22 protein-coding genes and 1 pseudogene are annotated in these 19,135 nt (G+C 69.3%); 12 read left to right on the forward strand and 11 right to left on the reverse strand.

What is annotated here, in order from left to right; translation table 11 throughout:
- Positions 1 to 12: 12 nt before the first annotated feature.
- Positions 13 to 1,284, reverse strand: a complete 1,272-nt coding sequence (locus Drose_RS15255) for a sensor histidine kinase (protein ID WP_260728861.1) — start codon at positions 1,282 to 1,284, stop codon at positions 13 to 15.
- 313 nt (positions 1,285 to 1,597) lie between these two features.
- On the opposite strand from Drose_RS15255, the gene Drose_RS15260 reads away from it, so the two are divergent.
- The 3 genes from Drose_RS15260 to Drose_RS15270 are packed head-to-tail and all read left to right on the forward strand — an operon-like array spanning position 1,598 to position 4,511.
- Positions 1,598 to 2,590: an alpha/beta hydrolase family protein gene (locus Drose_RS15260; RefSeq protein WP_260728862.1), complete on the forward strand. Its 993-nt coding sequence runs from the start codon at positions 1,598 to 1,600 to the stop codon at positions 2,588 to 2,590.
- Positions 2,587 to 3,765 carry an acyltransferase family protein gene (locus Drose_RS15265; RefSeq protein WP_260728863.1) on the forward strand — a complete coding sequence of 393 codons (1,179 nt, stop codon included), beginning with the start codon at positions 2,587 to 2,589 and terminating at the stop codon, positions 3,763 to 3,765. Before Drose_RS15260 ends, Drose_RS15265 begins: the two co-directional genes overlap by 4 nt.
- Entirely contained in the window at positions 3,762 to 4,511 is a 750-nt protein-coding gene (locus tag Drose_RS15270) for a class I SAM-dependent methyltransferase (RefSeq protein ID WP_260728864.1), read from the forward strand. Before Drose_RS15265 ends, Drose_RS15270 begins: the two co-directional genes overlap by 4 nt.
- Here the strand turns inward: Drose_RS15270 and Drose_RS15275 are convergent.
- Complete coding sequence (locus tag Drose_RS15275; protein ID WP_260728865.1) at positions 4,493 to 4,675, reverse strand: hypothetical protein; 183 nt, start codon at positions 4,673 to 4,675, stop codon at positions 4,493 to 4,495. The genes Drose_RS15270 and Drose_RS15275 overlap by 19 nt on opposite strands.
- Before the next feature lie 92 nt (positions 4,676 to 4,767).
- Here Drose_RS15275 and Drose_RS15280 point away from each other — a divergent pair, with 92 nt between their 5' ends.
- Positions 4,768 to 5,331 carry a dihydrofolate reductase family protein gene (locus Drose_RS15280; RefSeq protein WP_260728866.1) on the forward strand — a complete coding sequence of 188 codons (564 nt, stop codon included), beginning with the start codon at positions 4,768 to 4,770 and terminating at the stop codon, positions 5,329 to 5,331.
- 120 nt (positions 5,332 to 5,451) lie between these two features.
- Here Drose_RS15280 and Drose_RS15285 read toward each other — a convergent pair whose 3' ends face one another.
- Positions 5,452 to 6,459, reverse strand: coding sequence for an RNA polymerase subunit sigma-70 (locus tag Drose_RS15285; protein ID WP_260728867.1), 1,008 nt, complete (start codon positions 6,457 to 6,459; stop codon positions 5,452 to 5,454).
- A gap of 374 nt (positions 6,460 to 6,833) precedes the next feature.
- Positions 6,834 to 9,665: an AfsR/SARP family transcriptional regulator gene (locus tag Drose_RS15290; RefSeq protein WP_260728868.1), complete on the reverse strand. Its 2,832-nt coding sequence runs from the start codon at positions 9,663 to 9,665 to the stop codon at positions 6,834 to 6,836.
- 138 nt (positions 9,666 to 9,803) lie between these two features.
- Here Drose_RS15290 and Drose_RS15295 point away from each other — a divergent pair, with 138 nt between their 5' ends.
- The 5 genes from Drose_RS15295 to Drose_RS15310 all read left to right on the forward strand — a co-directional run bounded on the left by Drose_RS15295 (position 9,804) and on the right by Drose_RS15310 (position 12,615).
- The gene (locus Drose_RS15295; RefSeq protein ID WP_260728869.1) at positions 9,804 to 10,565 is read left to right on the forward strand and encodes a hypothetical protein; all 762 of its coding nucleotides are present in this window, start codon (positions 9,804 to 9,806) and stop codon (positions 10,563 to 10,565) included.
- A 389-nt stretch (positions 10,566 to 10,954) separates the two neighbouring features.
- Entirely contained in the window at positions 10,955 to 11,392 is a 438-nt protein-coding gene (locus Drose_RS39060; RefSeq protein WP_390891394.1) for a serine hydrolase, read from the forward strand.
- Positions 11,380 to 11,586, forward strand: coding sequence for a hypothetical protein (locus tag Drose_RS15300; protein ID WP_260728870.1), 207 nt, complete (start codon positions 11,380 to 11,382; stop codon positions 11,584 to 11,586). The genes Drose_RS39060 and Drose_RS15300 overlap by 13 nt, the downstream gene beginning before the upstream one ends.
- Positions 11,587 to 11,977: 391 nt before the next feature.
- Positions 11,978 to 12,259 carry a hypothetical protein gene (locus Drose_RS15305; RefSeq protein WP_260728871.1) on the forward strand — a complete coding sequence of 94 codons (282 nt, stop codon included), beginning with the start codon at positions 11,978 to 11,980 and terminating at the stop codon, positions 12,257 to 12,259.
- Positions 12,256 to 12,615, forward strand: a complete 360-nt coding sequence (locus Drose_RS15310; protein ID WP_260728872.1) for a ribbon-helix-helix domain-containing protein — start codon at positions 12,256 to 12,258, stop codon at positions 12,613 to 12,615. Before Drose_RS15305 ends, Drose_RS15310 begins: the two co-directional genes overlap by 4 nt.
- Positions 12,616 to 12,863: 248 nt before the next feature.
- Here the strand turns inward: Drose_RS15310 and Drose_RS15315 are convergent, their stop codons facing one another.
- On the reverse strand, positions 12,864 to 13,259 hold the full coding sequence (locus Drose_RS15315) for a transposase (RefSeq protein ID WP_260728873.1): 396 nt from the start codon (positions 13,257 to 13,259) through the stop codon (positions 12,864 to 12,866).
- A gap of 27 nt (positions 13,260 to 13,286) precedes the next feature.
- The gene (locus Drose_RS15320; RefSeq protein WP_260728874.1) at positions 13,287 to 13,511 is read right to left on the reverse strand and encodes a hypothetical protein; all 225 of its coding nucleotides are present in this window, start codon (positions 13,509 to 13,511) and stop codon (positions 13,287 to 13,289) included.
- Between the two features lie 137 nt (positions 13,512 to 13,648).
- Between Drose_RS15320 and Drose_RS15325 the strand changes: the two genes are divergently transcribed.
- Entirely contained in the window at positions 13,649 to 14,026 is a 378-nt protein-coding gene (locus Drose_RS15325; RefSeq protein ID WP_260728875.1) for a hypothetical protein, read from the forward strand.
- Positions 14,027 to 14,146: 120 nt separating this feature from the next.
- On the opposite strand, the pseudogene Drose_RS15330 reads toward Drose_RS15325, so the two are convergent.
- Together Drose_RS15330 and Drose_RS15335 are read right to left on the reverse strand one after the other, a co-directional pair.
- A pseudogene (locus tag Drose_RS15330) lies at positions 14,147 to 14,296 on the reverse strand (IS6 family transposase); the annotation flags it as partial.
- Positions 14,297 to 14,493: 197 nt separating this feature from the next.
- Positions 14,494 to 14,637 carry a hypothetical protein gene (locus Drose_RS15335; RefSeq protein WP_260728876.1) on the reverse strand — a complete coding sequence of 48 codons (144 nt, stop codon included), beginning with the start codon at positions 14,635 to 14,637 and terminating at the stop codon, positions 14,494 to 14,496.
- 25 nt (positions 14,638 to 14,662) lie between these two features.
- On the opposite strand from Drose_RS15335, the gene Drose_RS15340 reads away from it, so the two are divergent.
- Entirely contained in the window at positions 14,663 to 14,965 is a 303-nt protein-coding gene (locus Drose_RS15340; protein WP_260728877.1) for a hypothetical protein, read from the forward strand.
- 509 nt (positions 14,966 to 15,474) lie between these two features.
- Here the strand turns inward: Drose_RS15340 and Drose_RS15345 are convergent.
- The gene (locus Drose_RS15345; RefSeq protein WP_260728878.1) at positions 15,475 to 16,587 is read right to left on the reverse strand and encodes an FAD-dependent oxidoreductase; all 1,113 of its coding nucleotides are present in this window, start codon (positions 16,585 to 16,587) and stop codon (positions 15,475 to 15,477) included.
- 110 nt (positions 16,588 to 16,697) lie between these two features.
- Here Drose_RS15345 and Drose_RS15350 point away from each other — a divergent pair, with 110 nt between their 5' ends.
- A complete protein-coding gene (locus tag Drose_RS15350) occupies positions 16,698 to 17,318 on the forward strand; it encodes a TetR/AcrR family transcriptional regulator (RefSeq protein ID WP_260728879.1) in 621 nt (206 codons plus the stop codon).
- Here the strand turns inward: Drose_RS15350 and Drose_RS15355 are convergent.
- Together Drose_RS15355 and Drose_RS15360 are read right to left on the reverse strand one after the other, a co-directional pair.
- Complete coding sequence (locus Drose_RS15355) at positions 17,315 to 17,920, reverse strand: hypothetical protein (RefSeq protein WP_260728880.1); 606 nt, start codon at positions 17,918 to 17,920, stop codon at positions 17,315 to 17,317. The two genes, Drose_RS15350 and Drose_RS15355, sit on opposite strands and share 4 nt — an antisense overlap.
- A 465-nt stretch (positions 17,921 to 18,385) precedes the next feature.
- Positions 18,386 to 19,087, reverse strand: coding sequence for a DUF1345 domain-containing protein (locus tag Drose_RS15360; protein ID WP_260728881.1), 702 nt, complete (start codon positions 19,085 to 19,087; stop codon positions 18,386 to 18,388).
- Positions 19,088 to 19,135: the final 48 nt, after the last annotated feature.

Here is a 19,135-nt window from a genome sequence, read left to right on the forward strand (position 1 = left end):
TGAAGCGGCCTCTCAGTCCGTACCCGTACCCGGGCAGGGGATCTCGACGGTGACCACAGTCGGACCGGCCGGCGGACTCGAGATCACCATTCGGCCGTCGACGACCCGGATCCGCTCGGCAAGTCCGGCCAGACCGCCGCCGGCTCGTGGGAAGGCACCGCCACGGCCGTCATCGCTCGTACGAATGCGCAGAACGCCGTCGCGGAGGGCTATCCGGAGCGTGGCGGTGCGCGCCGCACTGTGCTTGCCGACGTTGGTGAGTAGCTCGCATGCGCAGAAATACGCGATGCTCTCGACGGCTGGCGGTGGTCGCCGTGGCAGATCAACGCTGACTGTCACCGATACCGGACTACCGGCCGCCACGGTCGTCAACGCGGCGTGCAATCCCCGGTCGAGCACCGGCGGATGAATACCGCGGATCAGGTCGCGTAGCTGCGTGACCGTGGCGGTCAGGGCGTCCTGAGCGGTGTCGACGGCAGCTCGGAGATGCTCCGGCGGGGCGTCGGCGGCCACCAGTTCCCGGATCATCGTCAGGTGCATGCCGACTCCGATCAGTTGGGCCTGGGCGCCGTCGTGCAGATCCCGTTCGATGCGGCGCAGCGTCGCATGTGCGTCGCTCACCGCTTGGTCGCGGGTCTCGCGGAGGTCGGCCAACCGCTGCGCCGCCTGGCTCGGGCCGAGCAGCCCCCGAATCAGCATCCGCTCCACGGCGAGGACGGATCGCAGCATCCATGGGGCGACAAGGAGCAACACCAGGCCGGCGAGCGAGCTGCCGACAATCGCCCACGGTTCGGGTGGATGCTCCTGCAGCGGGACGTATGTCAGCATCGTCAGCCCGTATCCATAACATCCGCCGCCGATGAGCAGTGACGGTATCGCCACCGGGAGCTTGGCCAGCGTGTAGGCCAGAGCCCGCCAGCCGGCAGGGTCGGTGAGCATCGCCCGTCGCCAGCCGAAGACCCCGCCCCGGACCGTCGGCCGGGGCGGCGCTGGCACGCGCTCGTCGCGCAAACGGTGCGCCAGGGCCAGGCGCAGCCTGCCGAGGCCGGCCGCCGTGCGCAGTATCAGCGCCAGCAGCCACGTGCCCAGCGGTGTGATCAACAGTATCGTACTGAGCACGCCGCCGGCGAGCAGCAAGATCCCCGATACGAGGTCCAGCGGCACGGTCAACAGCAGGTACGCCAGGCCCTTCAAGGATTGCCGGGCGACCACCGCCCGACCGGCGACGATCAACACCTGGGCAGCCGGGCGGAGGTTGCCCACCCGTGACGGCTGGTCGATCACCCTGGCTACCTCGATCTCGATCCGATAGTGACGAACGTGACCATCCGACGTTCCTGTCCGACGCAGACAGACACGATCGTGGCAGCACACCGTTGACGGTGCGGGTAGCCGCACCGCGCCGTGCCCGGCTCCCCGTAGCGATCTTCGTGAGCCTGCCCGCCTGCGCCCGCGCCTCGCCCCGACGATGCTCGACGGCATGCGGAAGATGGTTGCGCCAGGGCAGGTCCGCCCGCGGCACTCCCCAACGGCTGCGGTGGTGACGGGGAGCGTCGCCAGGATAGCGCTCAGATTCGTGGTCGCGGCTGTTTTCGCCGTGGGGCTAAGTGTAACGGCCAACCTCGTCGGCCCGACGCGGCCGACCCCTGCGGTCGCCGAAGCGACGGTAGACACGTGGCTCGCCGACCCGCTGACGCCTCCCGATCCACGCACCGCAACACCCGCGCGTGTCGCCGCGTTCTTCGCCCGCCTGCCCCCCGCCGACACCACGGCGCTGGCTGGCCGCTACCCGCGGATCGTCGGCAACCTCGATGGCGCACCGGCGGCCCTGCGGTACGCAGCCAACCGCGTGCGGTACCCGCAGGCGTCGCGCCGGCAGATCCTCGCCTTCGACGACCGCGGGGACGGCCGGATCGTCGAAGTCCTGGGCGATCTGGACACCGCCACCCGAGTGGTGATCATTGTGCCTGGCGTGGATGACAAGCTGACCAACTTCGACACCGGCCATGGTGGAGTCCAGCGCCGCGCACCCGCCTGGCAGTTGCGGCGGCTGTATGACCAGATCCAGGGCCTTGACCCGGCCGCCCCGATCGCCGCGGTGGCCTGGCTAGGCTACGACCCTCCCGAGGGCGTGCGCCGCGACGCACTGCGCGAGGACCGCGCGGCCGCCGGAGCCATCGCGCTCAACCGCTTCATCGACGGTCTGCTGCTCGGACATCCGGGCTTGACGATCACGGTGATCGGGCACAGCTACGGGTCCGTCGTCGCAGCGCTCGCCGCACCCCACATGGCCCATCAGGTCACTGACATCGTGTCGATCGGCAGCCCCGGGATGGCAGCGGCCAACCGATCAGCGTTGCGCACCACCGCGCGGGTGTGGGCCGGCAGCGCACCGAACGACTGGACCCGCCGGATCCCGGGCGTACGAGTACTCGGCGTCGGTCACGGCCGACTGCCCACCGACCCCGGGTTCGGCGCGCGGCCCCTACCGTGCGCCGACGTCGACGGACACGATGGCTACTTCACGCCCGGTACCACCGCGCTCCGCGGGATGGCCCGAATCGCGCTCGGCGTCGGCGACGCCCGATGACCCCGGTGCTCACACAGCGCACACCGATGCCTACACATAACCTGCCGACGCACCGCAATCGGGTGGTCGACGGGCTGCGCGCGCTGGCGATGATCGGTGTGGTATCCGGTCACTGGCTGGTGACAGGCCTGGCCACAGATGCGGATGGTGCACTGCACCAACAGAGCCCGTTGCGCCAGTTGCCGATGCTCGTGCCGCTCACCTGGATCCTGCAGACGCTGGGTCTGTTCTTCTTCGTGTCCGGCTACACCGCCGTTACCGGCTCGATCCGTGCGCCAACGCGGAACAGGGCCCAGGCGCGATGGCTGGCGACCCGGGCTCGACGGCTCCTGCCACCGATCACAGTCTTCGCCGTGCTCTGGTTGCTCACCTGCGCCGCGTTGCACGCCACGCACGTGGCAGCGCCAACACAACACGTGGTCAGCCGCCTCATGATCAGCCCGCTGTGGTTCGTGCTGGTGGTGCTGCTGCTGAGCGCGATGACACCTTCCCTCTCCGCCGCTGAGCGCCGACTCGGCCCGGGACTGGCGCTTGCGCCCCTCGCCGCCGTGGCGGTGGTGGACCTTGCCCGGTTCGCCGTGTGGCCGGCTATGCCGCAGTGGCTGACCTACCTCAACGGCGTCACCGGCTGGCTGGTGCCCTACGTGCTGGGCGTGTCCATGGCACGGGGACACCTTCACGGCCGCAGGGTAGGCACCGCACTGGTGCTCGCCGGTATCGTCGCCGGGGCCTTGTTGATCGTCGTGGCCGGCTATCCGGCCAGTGCGGTCGGTGTCCCCGGCGAAGGTCGCTCCAACCTCGCCCCACCCTCTCTGCTGACGGTTGCGCTCTCGCTGGTGCAGATCGGCCTCGCGCTCATGGCCTGGAAGCGACTGGAACGTCTGCTCGAACGGTCCGCCTGGTGGGCAACCGTGACGGCGCTGAGCCTGTCGGCGATGACGGTGTTTCTCTGGCACCAGACCGCCCTCCTCATCGTCGCCGGAACCGGCCACGCGTTCCTACGCGACCCGGCCGGTCTCATCGGAGCACCCGATGAGACCTCCTGGTTGGTGCACCGCCTGGCGTGGCTACCAGTCTTCGCCGGTGTTCTGGCGCTGCTGCGGCTGCTGTTCCGAAGCGCTGAGCGCTTCTCGTACTCGACCCGCACGGCAAATTCGGAAAGGAAAACACCTTGATCGCCAGCCGTCCCGGTTCATCAGCGCCGCGCGACTACCGCAACGCCAGGCGGCAAACCATCGACCTGGCCACCGTCCTGCGCCTGTACCGAACGCACGCGGAAGCGCTCGGCGCGGCCCGCGACGCGCAGCGCGGCATGTTGTGCGTCAGCCGTGGGATGCGCCCGAAACTCGATGACATCGAAGCCGAGCTCACCTACCTGCTGGTACGGGACGCCAAGCCCGCCAGGGTCGTCGAAATCGGGACGTTCCATGGTTGGTCGACGTCCTGGCTGTTGCGGGCCGTCGCCGACAACGCGACGGGGCATCTGGATTCATACGACATCGTCGACCATGTGCTCCGCACCATCCCCGGTGACCTGTCCGGCGACCGATGGACCTTCCACCGCGGCGACGTACGGGCCCGAGCCGATCTGCAACCGTCCACCATCAACTACCTCTTCATCGACGCCGCGCACACGGCACGGTTCGCTCGCTGGTACACGCACAACCTTCTGGACAATGTGCGAGCGGGAACCCCGGTCACAGTTCACGACGTCTTCCATCGCGCTCGAACCCGGCGCTTCAGCGAAGGCCGCGTGGTGCTCGATTGGCTCGCCCAGCGCAACATCAGCTACTTCACCGCGTCGGCCAAGGCGGCACCGCACGTGTATGAGGAGATTTTGGCCGTCAGACGTTCGCTCGGACTCAGCGAGGCCGTACACAAGCTGTCCCCGAATCCGATGATCTACTTCACGACGCGCTGAGGGCCGCCGGCGGTGACGAGGTGAGCTTCGAGCGACACCTCGGCGTGGGTCAGGGCGGCGCTGGACAGCCAGGCAGCGACCGCGCTGACGCTCCAGGCGGCGTGGCACCCGTTGAGCACCGGCGGCCCGGCCCAGCGCTCGACGGCGACGGCGCTGGTGTTCATCGCCGCACCGATGAGGTTTTCGCGCCGCGCCCGTCTGTATGTGGAAGATCGACTCACGAGAGGCTGGCATGATGCGGAAACTGACCTTTGGCATGAATGTGACCCTGGACGGCTACATCGCCGCGCCCGGCGACGACCTCGGTTGGGGTGGGGGTGAGGGGCCGGACTCGTCGTCGAGCGACGAGCTGTTCCAGTGGTGGTCCGACCGGGTGGGGGCGACGGGCCTGGCGCTCTATGGGCGCAAGCTGTGGGAGGTGATGAGTTCCCACTGGCCGACCGCCGACCAGCAGCCCGGCGTCACACCGGCGGAGGCCGAGTTCGCCCGCCGCTGGCGGGACATGCCGAAGGTGGTGTTCTCCTCGACGACCGGCACGGTCGACTGGAACACCCGCCTGGTCACCGGCGACGCGGTCACCGAGATCACCCGGCTCAAGACAGAGGACGCCGGCCCGATGGACATCGGCGGCGCGACGCTCGCCGGGGCGGCCATGCGGGCCGGACTGATCGACGAGTACGTGCTGGTCACCGTGCCGGTCCTGGTGGGCGGCGGCACGCCGTTCTTCACCGCGCTGGACAACTGGGTGAACCTGAGCCTCGTGGAGACGCGGGCATTTCCCGGCGGCGTCCTGCTGACCCGATACGAGACGAGGCAATGAGCACGGGCCAGATGCTCGGCTCGTGAGGCCGGGTTCGTCGGGCATCGAGATGCCCCGCCGGCGTTGCCGGCGGGGCGGTGATGTTCGCGTCGGTGTTCAGGACGATGGGGACTTGCCTGATCACAGTGTCGGGGGCAGGTCCAGCCATGGTTTGTCGGTGGCGTCGAATCCGGTGAGCTCGGCGATCTTCCCGTCGACGATGTGCAGGACCGCGATGGCGAACAGCCGGTACTCCGGGTCGTCGGGGGTGCGGAGGTACAGCACGGCGGCGGGCATGCGGTTGACCGTCGTGGTGACACAGCGCCAGTCGTCGTGGCCGGGCTGGAAGAGCCCACCGGAGACCCAGCCGTCCACCGCGTCCTTGGCCGTGACGACCGAGGTGCCCGCCTCGGGCAGCATCACGAAGCGCAGGTCGTCGCGCAGCAGGGAGATCAGCCCGTCGAGGTCGTTGCGCTCATGGGCGTCGATATACAACTTCACCACGGTGCGCTCGTCACTCGACAGCTCGTTGGTGGCGGGTCTCCGCCAGTCGAGGCGGCGGCCGGGCAGTTGCTCGCGCATCGTCACGCGGGCCCGCTGCAGTGCGCTGGTCACCGATGCGACGGTCAGCTCGAGAGCGTCGGCGGTCGTCGCCGCCGGCCAGCCGAGGACGTCGCGCAGGATGAACACCGCCCGCTGCCGCGGCGGCAGGTGCTGGATGGCGACGATGAACGCCAGCTCGATCGTTTCCCGCGCCACCACCGACTCCTGCGGGTCCTCGGGGAGCATCCGGTCGGGGTACGGCTGCAGGTACAGCACCTCGGAGCCGACGTCCGCCAGCTCGGACGGTACGGGTGTGCGGTCGTTGCGCTTCTCCAGGAAGTCGAGGCAGGCGTTCGTCGCGATCCGGTGCAGCCAGGTCCGCAGCGCAGCGTGGCCCTTGAACGACTCCCGCTTGTGCCACGCTCGCAGGAACGTCTCCTGCGTCATGTCCTGGGCGTCCTCGTAGTTCGCGAGCATCCGGTAGCAGTGCACCTGCAGCTCACGCCGGTGGCGCTCGGTGATGAGCGCGAACCGCGCCGTATCGCCTGAGCGAGCCACCGCGATGAACGTGGCCTCGTCAGCGCCCAGCGGTCTAGCGTCGGTCATGGTCATGAATCCTTCCACCGTGCGTGCGAGGGGACTACCAGAACCGACGACATGGCGGAAGAATTCTGGTCGGTGAAGCCGCTGACACCGGGCCGTACGTCTGGGCGGAAAGGTCGGGTCGCTGGTCGGGCCGGCCGGGCGGCGACTGGACTGGATCGCAGCGTGACGATCTTTGAGCCAGCCACCGCGTAAGCTTCCGGCTCCGCCTCACCGGCGCCGGCGGACCACCGGCAACTGCTGGCTGCCCGATCAACGGCCCGCGGACAGCGACCTCTTCGCCGAACCGTTACACCGTTAAGGCGATAGTCCCGAGGCCCAATGGCGGGCTCTCGAAGTGGTCGAGAACCGCGCTGGTCGCGTCGACGCCGTCGGCGCTACGTCGTGGCCGCTCGACGGGCGGGTTGGCCGGGTGAGCGGTGGAGTTTGGCCCGGAGCTGGTCGGTGTCAGGATGGTTGAGGTCGTCGAGGATGGCGAGGGCCTCCCGCCACGCGGCCTCGGCGGCGGCGAGGTCGCCGGTGGCGTCGCCGATGTTGCCGAGCTGGTGGAGGATGTCCGCCTCGTCATAGCGTGCGCCGAGTTCGCGGCTCAGGACGAGGGCGCGCCGGTAGCACTCGATGGCCTGGGTGTGGTTGCCGAGCTGATGGTGGGCGAAGCCGATGCTGTCCCAGGTGGCGGCTTCTCCGGCGCGGTCCCCGAGTTGCTGGAGCAGGTCGAGGGCCTGCTCGCAGTGCAGCAGCGCCTGCCTGTGATCGCCGAGCTGGGCATGGCACCAGCCGACCGCGTTGAGGGCGTCCGCGTGCCCCCTGCGATGGCCGACGGCCCGGTAGAGGTCAAGGGACTGCTGGGCGTGGTCGACGGCCTTCCGGTAGTCGCCCTGCCGGTCCCACAGCGAACCGAGGTTCTGGTGGATCTGCGCCTGGCCGTACCGGTCGCCGACCTGCCGGTACAGCTCGAGGGCGTGCTGCAGGTGTGTGTGCCCGTCGGCGTGGCGGCCGAGCCGGCTCAGGCCGCCGGCGAGGAAGCGGTGGGTGAAGGCCTGCGCCGAGGGGTCTCGAAGCCGCCGAGCGGCGTGCAGGGCGGCCTGCCAGACGGCGGTGAGATCGGACCAGTGCCCCTGGCGGTCGAGGAAGGTGTCGAGGGCCCAGGCGAGCTGGCAGGTGCTGGCGTCGAGTCCGGCGTCGGCGGCGTGTCGCAGGACGGCGAGCAGGACGGGACGCTCCACGCTGAACCAGGCCATCGCCTGCTGATGGTCGGCGAACTGTTGCGGATACGTGCCGGACGAAGGCGGGGTCAGCGGGATGCTGCCCGAGTCACGGTGTGGACGTAGCAGCCGGTCCGCGTTGTGGGCGGTGTGCGTGTAGTGGTCGAGGACCCTCGTGAGGGCGGCTCGACGCTCGGGGTCGGAGTCGTGGACCTGCGCGAGGTCGGTGGCATAGGCGCGCAGCAGGTCGTGGAAGGCGTATCGGCCGGGCCGGTGCTCAGCGATGAGATGGGCGTGGGTGAGCTCGGCCAGCAGCGGCCGCAGTCGGGATGGGGGGAGACCGGTGAGGCTGGCCGCCGCGGTGGCTGGGATGTCGGGGCCGGGATGCAGGCCGAGGAGCCGGAACAGCCGCGCGGCGGGTGGGGTGAGGGTGACGTACGACCAGGAGAACACCGCCCGTACGTCGGTGGTCGGGTCGGTGTCGGCGAGCGCGTCGAGGCGGGTACGGGCGTCGTGTAGCTCGGCGGCCAGTGCGGCCAGCGAGAAGTGTGGATGGGTGGCGGCGCGGGCCGCGACGATCGCCAGGGCCAGGGGCAGCCGCGCGCATCCGGTGACCAGTGCATCGACCGCGTCGGACTCGGTGGCGACCCGGCGCGCGCCCAGGCGGCGCGTGAGGAGCTCGCGGGCCTCCTGCGGGGTGAGGAGGTCGAGGGGGAGTGGGTGGGCGCCGGTGGCGGTGACGAGGCTGGTGAGCGGGTTGCGGCTGGTGATCAGGACCAGGCAGCCGGGTGCGCCGGGCAGCAGCGGGCGGACCTGCTCGCTGTCGCGGGCGTTGTCGAGCACGACGAGCATCCGCTTGTCGGCCAGCACGGTGCGGTAGAGGGCGGTCTGGGCGCTGCGCTCGGTCGGAATGCGCTCGGGCGGCATCGCAACGGCGTCGAGGAACCCGCGCACCGCGTCGGTGGGATCCACCGCCGCCCCGCCCGGATCGAAGCCGCGCAGGTCGACATACAGTTGCCCGTCGGGGAATCGTTTGGCGTTGCGGTGTGCCCAGTGCACGGCGAGGGCGGTCTTGCCCGCGCCGGCGGTGCCGGCGATCGCGGAGATGACCACCGCGGTGGCCCCTCCGCCGACGGTGGCAGCGAGGGCGTCGAGCTGGGCGAGCTGGTCGGTGCGGCCGGCGAAGCCGCGCACATCCGGAGGTAGCTGCGCCGGTACCGCGACCCCGGCGGGCGCTGTCCCCAGAGGCGGGGGCACATCTGCGTCGCGACGCAGGATCGCCTGGTACACCGCTGTCAGCTCGGCCCCCGGCTCCTCGGCGAGCTCGTCGTCGAGGCGCCGCTGGGCGGCCGTGTAGCAGTCCAGGGCGTCGGTGCGGCGGCCGACTGCGTACAGCGCCCGCATCAACATCGCAGGTAACGTCTCGACCAGCGGGTACTGGTCGATCAGGTCGGCCAGGGGGCTGATCACGACGGTGGGGTTGCCGGCCTCGATCTCGGCGTAGGCCCAGCCCAGCACCGCGTCGCGGTGCTCGGCGTGCCAAGCGTCGCGGGTCCGTGCGGCCCAGTCCCCGGCAAGCGCGGCGAGAGGCGCGCCGCGCCACAGGCCGACGGCCTCGCGCCACAACGCCAGCCGTTCGACCGTCGCCACGTCGGCGTTGGCGGCCTGTGCGGCCAGGCGGCGGAACCGATGGACATCAACCAGGTCGGGATCGATGTCGAGGACATAGCCCCCGCGGCGGCGCACCAGCGCGGGCGGCGTGTGCCCCGTCGCACCCGCCTTCCGGAGCAGGCCCCGGATGTTGGCGATGTGGGTCTGAACGGTCCGGCGCGCGCCCTGCGGCGGGGGTTGCCGCCACACGCGGTCGATGAGCGTCTCCTGCAGCACCAGCCGGCCGGCGTCGGTGACCAGCGCCGCGAAGACCAGGCACCGCTGGGGCGGGCCCACGTCCAGGACCTTGTCACCCACGGAGAACTGCACCGGCCCGAGGACCCGAAACTGCATTGGCGATCCCCAATCATCAGGAGATTCCTACTCCCTCCCGCCGGGCATTGGCAATCCGTTGACAAATTGACCTACACCTCTCGCCGAAGCTCGGTTAGCGGCGTCGGACGTCGATCATTTCGACAGAGTGGAGGATTCGTGTCCAAGCTCCGAATACCGTTGTTGCGGGTCGCGGCACTCGCGGCCGTCGTGGTGACAGGGTCGGCGATGCTCGCCGCGCCGGCCGCGGCGGGCAGCGCGCCGACATTGCTGGCAGGCGGCCAGTTGAGCAGCCAGTCGGCCAGCGGGTACACCCTCTCCGTGGTCGACCCGACGACCGGCCAGGAGGTGATCCGGGAGGTCGGGAGTTTCGAGTTCGAGTACGAGGCCGGAGCCGTCGTGCGGGCAGGGGTCAATACGCCGAACTGCAACAAGGCCATTCCGGACTTGCAGGTCGCGTCGAAACTCCCCGACGCCCAGACCAACGTGTGTGGCGACCCGCCGCGACGGCCGCCGCAACCGCCGCCGGGGACTCCGCCGGGGTCCCCGCAGCCACCGCCCGCCGGCCGCATGTACTGCCAGACCATCTGGACCGCGTACAAGATCTACATCGTGTACGGGCCGACGCTGCTCACCTGGAAGTTCAGCTTCCGGCGCTGCTGGGACGGCACCAACGTCCGGACGCCGAGCAGCACCGACAGCCTGCTCGTCTCCAGTCCGGCGATGCGGGTCAGCGGCACGAAGAACCAGTACATCGGACCCGCACCGGCCTCGGTGGTCACGATGCGGTACGAGGGGCACGAATTCGTCTATTGCCCGTTGGTCGTGGGGGGCGTGCAGTGCATCGCCGCATTCCACCCGCGAATCGAGTTCACCTTCCTGGGCAACGGTGGCTGGCTGAACCAGAGCTACCTGGGCTGACCAGGGCCCGGCATCACCAGCGCGAGCACGACTTCTGTCGATCTTCAGGCCGCCACGCCAGAGGGTCGTACTTCAGGAGTCGTGCTCGTGTCGGTATGGCCTCACTCCGCCGCCGGCGCGAGGCCTTAGCCGTCGTAGACGGCGACGGCGCGTACGGGGAACGACTTCATTCCCCGTATCGGCGGAGGGAGGGCGGTCAGTGTATGCATGCTAGATCAGCGCCCAAACTCACGCGTCTGCACGCCCGGAGTGTGCCACGGCCCGTCGGGCCGGACTACGCGGTGTCATCGCACGATCCGCAGTGAAATCCGGTGGCGTAGGGCACCGCTGGAACGGGCGCGGATGGCGCCATCGTCCAGGCGCTGACCGCTCTGCGCGTCGAGCCGGCAATGACCCTGGCCTCGCTCGCTACGCACCGCTCCGGGCTGCCGCGCCTGCCCAGGTCAGCCGGGCTCGTGCGGCGCAGTGTGGGATTGTGGCGTCACGGCAGCAATCCGTACGGCGACAGCCTCGACCAGCTCATCGCCCAGACACGGTCGGTAACGGTGGGCAACTCCCGGCCACGTTACTCCAATCTGGGGTTCGAACTGCTCGGCCACGCGACTGCGACCGCCGCCGGAATGAGCTATCGCGAACTCGTACGCACCCGCATCGCCGACCCGCTCGACCTCGGTGTCTTCTACGCTCCGGCGACGCCAGCGGAATTGCGAGCCGGCGCACTGACTGGCACGAGCCGGTTCGGACGCGGGCGGCAGCCGTGGACCGGCGAGGCCATAGGTCCCGGGGGGGCGGCATCCGGGCCACGATCGAGGCGATGGGCCGCCTGACCGCCGCATTGCTGAACGGTTCGGCTCCCGGCGTCAGCGCTCTGGATCCGATCACGCAATTCGCCGGAATCGCCGGACGCGCCGTACATATCGGAGCCGGATGGATCACACTCGAGCACGCCGGTTCGTCACGACAGGCCATCATCCAATGGCACTGGCCGGCTACGCGAGAAACGCATCCGAACGGGTGGTGATCCTCGAAGTCCGCGATCGGCCCTGACCGGCTTGGATGACATTCTCGGCAGGCACAAGGTTGTACCGCAGACATCAGCGCACCGCGACGACGATGACCTCCGCCGGAAACCGGAACCCGGCGAACGCGGACTTCGCAGGCTGCCGCAGATCAGGCCTGATCGATGACTCCACCGCTCAAGTCTGTCTCGATCTTGCCGACGCTCAATGCAACGGCGCCTCTGTGAGAGCCGGAGGGTGAGACTCCCTCCGGCCACCCGACAGGGCATTTCTCATACCCTCTCGTCTCCCGACGTCACGGTTGGTCGGTGGATCGAGGCTTAGTCCGGGGCGGTTGGTGTCGTCCTTGGTAGCTCAATGCTGTCGTGTATGACATTGTGATACGGTTGGGTGGTGGTGGAGCGGGAGTACCTATGGACCGATGAGGGCCTTGCTGTCGCCCGTCGTCGCAAGGTTGCCCTCGATGAGGTCGATCAGGCCCTGCACGCTCCGCCGGGGCTGCGGTTTGAGCGGCGTATCGGTGATCTGCTGCTCGTCGTGATGGGGATGGCCGGCAGTGGCCGGGTCGTCGCGGTCATGTGCGAGCAGATGTGTCGCACCACGTCGTATCGGATTTTGAGCGTGAAGGCGTTGGCCGGTGCGGAGTTGGATGAGTGGAGGAGGCGAGTCCTGTGAGCGGTCCTGACTTCGAGCGGATGTCGAGGGACGAGGTGGTCGCGTGGTTCGACACCTCAGAGGATGTGTCACCGCTGCTGTCCGCGGTGGAGCCGGTCGCTGATGGGGTTGTCTCCCCGGCGACGGACGGGCCGATGGCGATGATCAGCATCCGGCTGCCGGTCGCGATGGTCGAGGAGCTTGACGGTCTCGCGGACGCGCAGCAGGCGCGGCGCTCCGACGTCATCCGGGAGGCACTTGCGTCCTACATCAGGGAGCGGACTGCGCCGGTGGGTCCTGACGACGCGCAGCAGGCGCTCGAGGTACTGCGGAAGGTCGTTGCCGGCCGTTTCGACAACCAGGCCGAAGCCGCGTAGCCGCAGGGCTCGCTGGCACGCACCCCTTTACTCAGCCGGTTTATGCTTGGGATGGCTGACGGACTGATTGTTACGCGGCCGGCGCCAGCTCACGCCGGCCGCGTGCCGCCCGGACGAGCGGCCCGCCGAAGCTTGCCGCGCTTCGAGGCGAGATCCAGCTTGTAGGGCTCGTAAATCGGGTTTGGCTACGCGGCCTGCGTGTATTCGTTGATCAGCCCTGTATGTGCCGAGAATGCCATCCGGGCAGCTCAGGCGGCGTGCTCGTATTCGTGAAGGACACCACCGAGGCGGTCACGCCGGTGGATTCTCAGCCGGGCGGGTCGGTCCGGGTCGGTGATCGGTTCGGGCAGCGGCTTCAGCGGCCGGACATTCGCGATTTCCTGATGCGGTCGGTGCAGGTTGTAGAACCGCTCGTACTCCCGCAGCAGATGCCGCTGGTTCCAGATCAATGTCCGGTCCAGCAACTCGCGGCGGCAGGTCCGCACCCAGCGCTCCATGATCGCGTTCATGCGGGGTACCTGGATACCACTGAGCACGACCTTGATGCCGGCGTCGGCCAGGATCGCGTCGAACATGGCTGGATACTTGCCGTCCCGGTCCCGGATCAGATACTTGACGTTGCAGCCGGCGTCTTCGAGATCCATCACCAGATTGCGTGCCGCCTGGCCGACTTAGGCAGCGGTCGGGTGCGCCGTGACGCCCACGACACGGATGCGGCGGCTGGCGTGTTCGATCACCGTCAGGATGTACATCCGAGATCCGGTCAGCGTCACGGTCTCGATGAAGTCGGCGGCCAGCAGCGCTTCGGCTTGGGAGCGCAGGAAGTCCGTCCAGGTGGTGGCGGCCCGATCGGGTTGTACCTGCCGACAAATGCGTCCGTGCTGGTCAGCGGGCATTCCGCCAGACGAATGCGATCTTGGTTGTCGGGTCCCCGTGGCCTGCTTTGCTCTCGCCGTTGGTGACTGCGCCAGCCTGTACAGCGTGCGGCTGTTGGTGCGGCCCGACACGATTCCGTGCTGGCATCGTGACCTGCATGCTCGCCGCCACGCGGCGGCGTCGCGTCCCCGCCGACGAGGACGGCCGCGCACCATCGGCTCGGTGCGCGCTGGTGCTGCGCCTGGTCCGGGAGAAGCTCAACGTCATCAGCGCACTGACGACCCAGCACATCCGCCATGTCAACGGCCAGACCCCGCTTGCCCTCGGCAGCCGGCCCGTCGTCCTACCCGCCCCTCTGTACCGCCTCGTCAACGAACTCGCGGACGCCACGGGTCACACGCCGGCACGCGGCCTGATCAACGCACCGTCCAGATGGCTGTTCCCCGGACGATTGTCGGGCGTCTCTGAAGATATTTTTCGAGTCAGCCGGGCGGTGCGACCGGTTGATCCGCCTCACCGATGGTCGTCTCGTTGAGGATATCGACCTCTCGGACGGGTTGGACGTCGCCGCCAGCCGCGGCCGAGCCGACCGTCTGAAGTAGGGCAGGAGAGGGCACTGCGGCGCCGTTGCGTTGTGGGATCGTTGGACGCGTTACACCCATTGGTAGATGGTGACGTGATCGACCTCGACGCCACGCTCGACCAGTAGTTCCTCAACGTCGCGGTAGGACAGGTTGAACCGCAGATACCTGCGCGCCGCGACGACGATCGCCTCGGCCGGGAACCGACAGCCCGGGTTCCGCAGTGTGCGCCCAGAGAGCGACCCGGTGCGCGGCGCGTCCAGGGGCCGGTTGCCCCATGCGGTCGGCACCGTGAGCCGGTCAAACGCGGCCAGGTTCCACGCGCAGGCGGTACACCACGGTATAGCTGAGCAAGGTGCCCGCCGCGGTTCCGGGCGTCGATGCCGCGTAGACCCCCTTCGGAGGCGCCACCCGTTCAGCCCTACCGGTCCAGCAGGCTGCCGAGGCCGTCGATGCCGCCGTCGGGGTACTGGCCGGACACCTCCGGGGTGGCCTGGAACGGCAGGATCCGGTCGACGTCGCCGGGCCGGGCGACGCGAACCTCGGACAGATCCTCCGGCAGCACCCAGACCTGTACTGTCGTGCCCGGCGTGAGCGACGCGGCGTCGTCGGAGCGCAGACGGTACCCCGAGGAACTCCAGCACGTGCTCCTCAATGCCCTCGAAGCGCAGCCGCAGCCGCACGTTGCGCAGCCGCGAGGCGTACGGGCGGTCGAGTGGGGCGATCTCGACCGCGACGATTTCGGCGCTCAGCCGCGCGCCGCGCCGCAGGATGCGCCGATTTTGCCGGTACGCCCCGAGGCCCACGGCCATGCCGGCGCCCACGGCCACGACCGCGCCCACCAGCCCCCACCCGAGGGCCGCCCGCACCCCCGATCGTTGAGGACTGGCTGACGTTGGTCAGCGGCCAGTAATGGACATCCTCATCGCAAGGTCCGCATCGACAAGATCGAGCCCGCCTGACAACTCTGCCCGGCGGGTGTCAGGTGCCACCCGCACGGTCGATCTCGGCGAGCGCGGCGAGCGCGGCGAGGACGACCTGATCCTCGGGGCCGAGGTGCGCCTCCACCGCTGGATCGCGTCGACCTCAGGCTCGCCGGGGGCGCCACGCCCGACCGTACGGCTGCCGTGTGTTGGACGAGTCATATGAGTTTGCGGCGCTCACCCAGGTGACCGCGGCGAAATAGCGCTCCCGGGCACGCGCGGGCATGCGGACCGCACGGACCCGCACGCGGGCACCCGCTGATGGTGGGGCGTACACAGCGCCGCGGTCGCCGAGCTGCCAATGCGGCCGCTGCGCGATCGCGGCGACCAGCTCAGCATCATCGGTCCCGGTCTCGACCGTACGTTGACCTGGATGTGGGTCCGGTGCAGTTGGGCCCGGGTAGTTGGTCGGACGCGGCTCAGTCACTGAAGTCGGGTACCTCGTCGGACACCAAGTCTTCGGCATGGCCCTCGAGCATCTTCGCGAAGTCGGCAGAGCGCGGAAGCATTGTCTTTTCGTAGGCGTGTACGGCCTCATCGACGGTCGAGGAGCCAGCGAGCGCAAGGGCGAGCTCGCTGGCGTCGAGCATGGCGAGGTTGACGCCGACGCCGAGCGGCGGCATGAGGTGCGCGGCGTCGCCGAGCAGGGTCACGGACGGATGGTGGTTCCAGACGTGCGGTACCGGCAGGGCGTAGAGCGGCCGGTCGACGTAGGGGTCGTCGTTGTCGCTGACAAGCCGGCGCATCCGGGGCGACCAGGCGGCGAACTCGTCGAGCAGGTGGGCGCGAAGACCGGCGGTGTCCCCGACCGTCAACCCCGCGGCGGTGATCCAGCCGGGCGCCACCTTCTGGATGATGTACACCCGGATGTGCCCGCCGCTGTTGCGTTGCGCGAAGAGACCACGCTGGCCGTCGCCGGCGTGGGCGCTGCCTGCGCCGACCAGTTCCGACAGGTCCGGGTGCCGGTTCTCCACGTCGTGGAACCAGGCCTCGAGGAAGCTCACGCCGATGGGTTGCGGGACGGCGGGCGAGACGGCCGGCCGGACCTGCGAGAACGCTCCGTCCGCGCCGATGACCAGGTCGGTTTCGACGGTTGCGCCGTCGGTGAAGCGCAGCACCCGACCGTCGGTCGATTCCAGGGCGCGACCCCACCGTACGGTTCCCGGCTCCAGCGAGTCGAGCAGCAGGTCCCGCAACTGGCCGCGGTCGATCTCGGGCTTGAACAGGTCGTCCGCGTCCGGTACCGAGTGCGCCCTGATCGTGCCGGTCATGTCCATCTCTCGCATCTCCTGCCCTTCCGGGCGGGCGAGCGCGAGGAACTCGTCGAGCAGGCCAGCTTCGCGCAGGGCGAGCTGACCGTCGTCGGCGTGCAGGTCGAGGGTGCCGCCCTGGTCGCGTGCGTCGCGGCTGGGATCGCGGTCGTAGACGGTGACCGCGATGCCGTGCCGCTGCAGGATCCGGGCGCAGGTGAGGCCGCCGGGGCCGGCGCCGATGATGCTGATGCCGGCTTCGCTGGGTGCTGGTGAGTTCATCTGGCGCTCCTGCGGATCATGTCATCTGTCCGCTCCAGAAAAGCAGATCGAGTTCAAAAGTGCAATGAGTACACTTTAGCAACCATGCCATTCTCGGTTACAGTGAACCTATGACTGCGGTACCTGCCGGTCGGCGTGAACGCAAGAAGACGGCCACTCGTCAAGCGATCGCTGACGCGGCGCTGCGGCTGTTCCTGCAACGCGGGTACGACGCGGTCAGCATCCGGGAGATCGCCGACGCCGCTGATGTGTCGACCACCACGCTGTTCAAGCACTTCACCGGTAAGGAAGCGCTGGTCTTCGACGACGACCAGGGCCGGGAGTCGGCGCTGGTCGCCGCCGTGCGGGACCGGCCCGCCGGCCAGAGCATCCTCGACGGCCTCCGGCTGCACATCCTCGACACCTGGTTGCCGATCGCGGCGCATCCGCAGCGGCGCCAGTTCACCGAGTTGGTCGACTCAACCCCAGCGCTGCGTGCGTACGCCGAACGGATGTGGACTCGGCACACCGACAGTCTGGCCGCCGCCATCGCCGACGAATCGGGCGTTGCGCATGACGACCTCGCATGCGTCGCCCTCGCCCGGTTCGTACTCGAGATCCCGTCCCTCACTGGCGCCCGGGGGGATCGCCGGGCCGCCGTCGAAGCCATCTTCGGCATCCTTGCCCGGGGCTGGCAACCGCCGAAAGCCGGCAAGGCGGCAGGGAATCCGCCGCCTTCAACGGCTTCCTAGGTTGCAGGGGCACGGGCTGGAGGGCTGTGCCCTCGCCGCTTGTAGTCGACGCCGGTGTCCAGGACCGCGACGGCGGCGCCGTCGCCTTGGAAGCCCTCCGCGGCCGCTTTGGGTTGGTGTACCAGGGGCAGGCTTTGGGCCAGGTTGGTGTCGCTGGCCACGTTCTCGTGCACGGACTCGACGGCCGGGTCGGCCAGCAGCGCCTCCATCGCGGCAGCGCCAGGCACGTGCAGGTACTGCACCGGAAGGACCGCGTAGTCCTGCAGTACGGTGACGCCGTGCCGAACCCGGGTGGCCGAGTCGTGCTTGAGCCGGCCGTAGGCGCCGGCGGCGAGCGTGCCGTATGCCTTACGGCCCGAGGAGCTGTGCAGGCCGCCGTGCTTGCGCTGCACCTCGCTGATTACCTGCTGCCGCACCGGCGCTGCCCGGTAGGTGACCAGCACGTCGACCTGACCGTTCGCCTGCAGCGCTGTGGCCGACGCGGCGTCGATGCGGGCGCGGTGGGGAGGCTTGGGGGTGTCGGCGGCGGTCGCCGCGGCGGTCCGGGGTGCGGCCCCGACCAGGCCGGCGGCCGCAGCGAGCGTCAGGACCGCGGCCGCCATTGTCCATGGTCGACGGCGGCCGGACAGAGACTGGTGACGATGCTGCATGACGTCCTCCTGGGTGAGCGCTGGACGTTGTCGAGCGCTCACGGTAGTGACGCCGGATGCGGATCGGTTTCCGCGAACGGGATGTGGTGACGCGCCGACGCGCCGGACCGGCCCGACGAACCGAATGATGGTCCGGCTGAACAGCGACCGGTCGCCGGACGATCGTCGGGCGGCCGAGGCACGAGGCGCCGACCCTGGTCAGGTGACCGTGGTGACGTGCACGCCGTAGCCGTGCGGCAATGACACCAGCGTGCTGGCAAGCGGATCGTCTGCCCGGCTGCCCCGCGTCGCCCTTCGTCCAGTGCGGACCGCCGGCCGGCCCCGGCATTCCGGCGCCGCTGCGCCCGGCAACAGCCACGGCCGGCTCACGATCGGACAGATCACCTCGATCCGTTTTGGCGACCCGGCAGAGCCGGCTCAGCCGGGCAGGGAGTTGACGACCAGAGCCAGGATTGCGGTGTTGAACGCGAACGTAAACAGTTTGTGCGGCAGCATCATGCGGCGGAAGCTGGGTCCGGCTTCGACGTCGGTGGTGCCGAAGGTCATGCCGATGGAGTAGGCGAAGTCGCGGTAGTCGGGGGTGTCGGTGCCGGGGAAGCGAAGGCCGCCGCCGTCGCGGTAGTACTTCGCGGCGTAGAGCTCGGCGTAGACGGCGTGCAGGACCAGCCAGGACATGAAGATGTTGGCGGCGACGAGGATGCGGGCCAGTCCGGCCGCGTCTGGAGCGTCGGTCTGGATGTGGGGCAGGGTCACGACGGCGTCGTACACCTCGCCGAAGACCAGGGCGATGGCGAGCAGCATCCAGGCGGCGGCGCGGACGGGGCCGCGCCGCATCCCGGCCTGCGCCTGGAGCTGCTGCGTCGGTGCGAACCGGAAGAGTGCCCACGTCAGGCTGAGATAGACGGCGAAGGCGATGCTTTCCGCGAGGGTGCCGGCGACGGTGTCGACCGACTGCTGCCCGACGTGCCCGAAGCCGTGCAGGCCGGCGGCGAGTACCACCAGCACGATGAACGCGGCGACCGCGAAGCTGAGCCGGGCGGCCCGGCCGAGCAGCCGCCACCGGTGCTGCCGGCCCGCGGGCGGCCCGTCCATCCGGGCGCCTACTGCGACGTCGGCCATGCCGGTCTCCCTTCCCGAACGGTGACAGTGGCCATGGTGGCGCCTTCC

This window comes from Dactylosporangium roseum (assembly GCF_025264685.1).
In the GTDB taxonomy this organism is placed as follows: domain Bacteria; phylum Actinomycetota; class Actinomycetes; order Mycobacteriales; family Micromonosporaceae; genus Dactylosporangium; species Dactylosporangium roseum.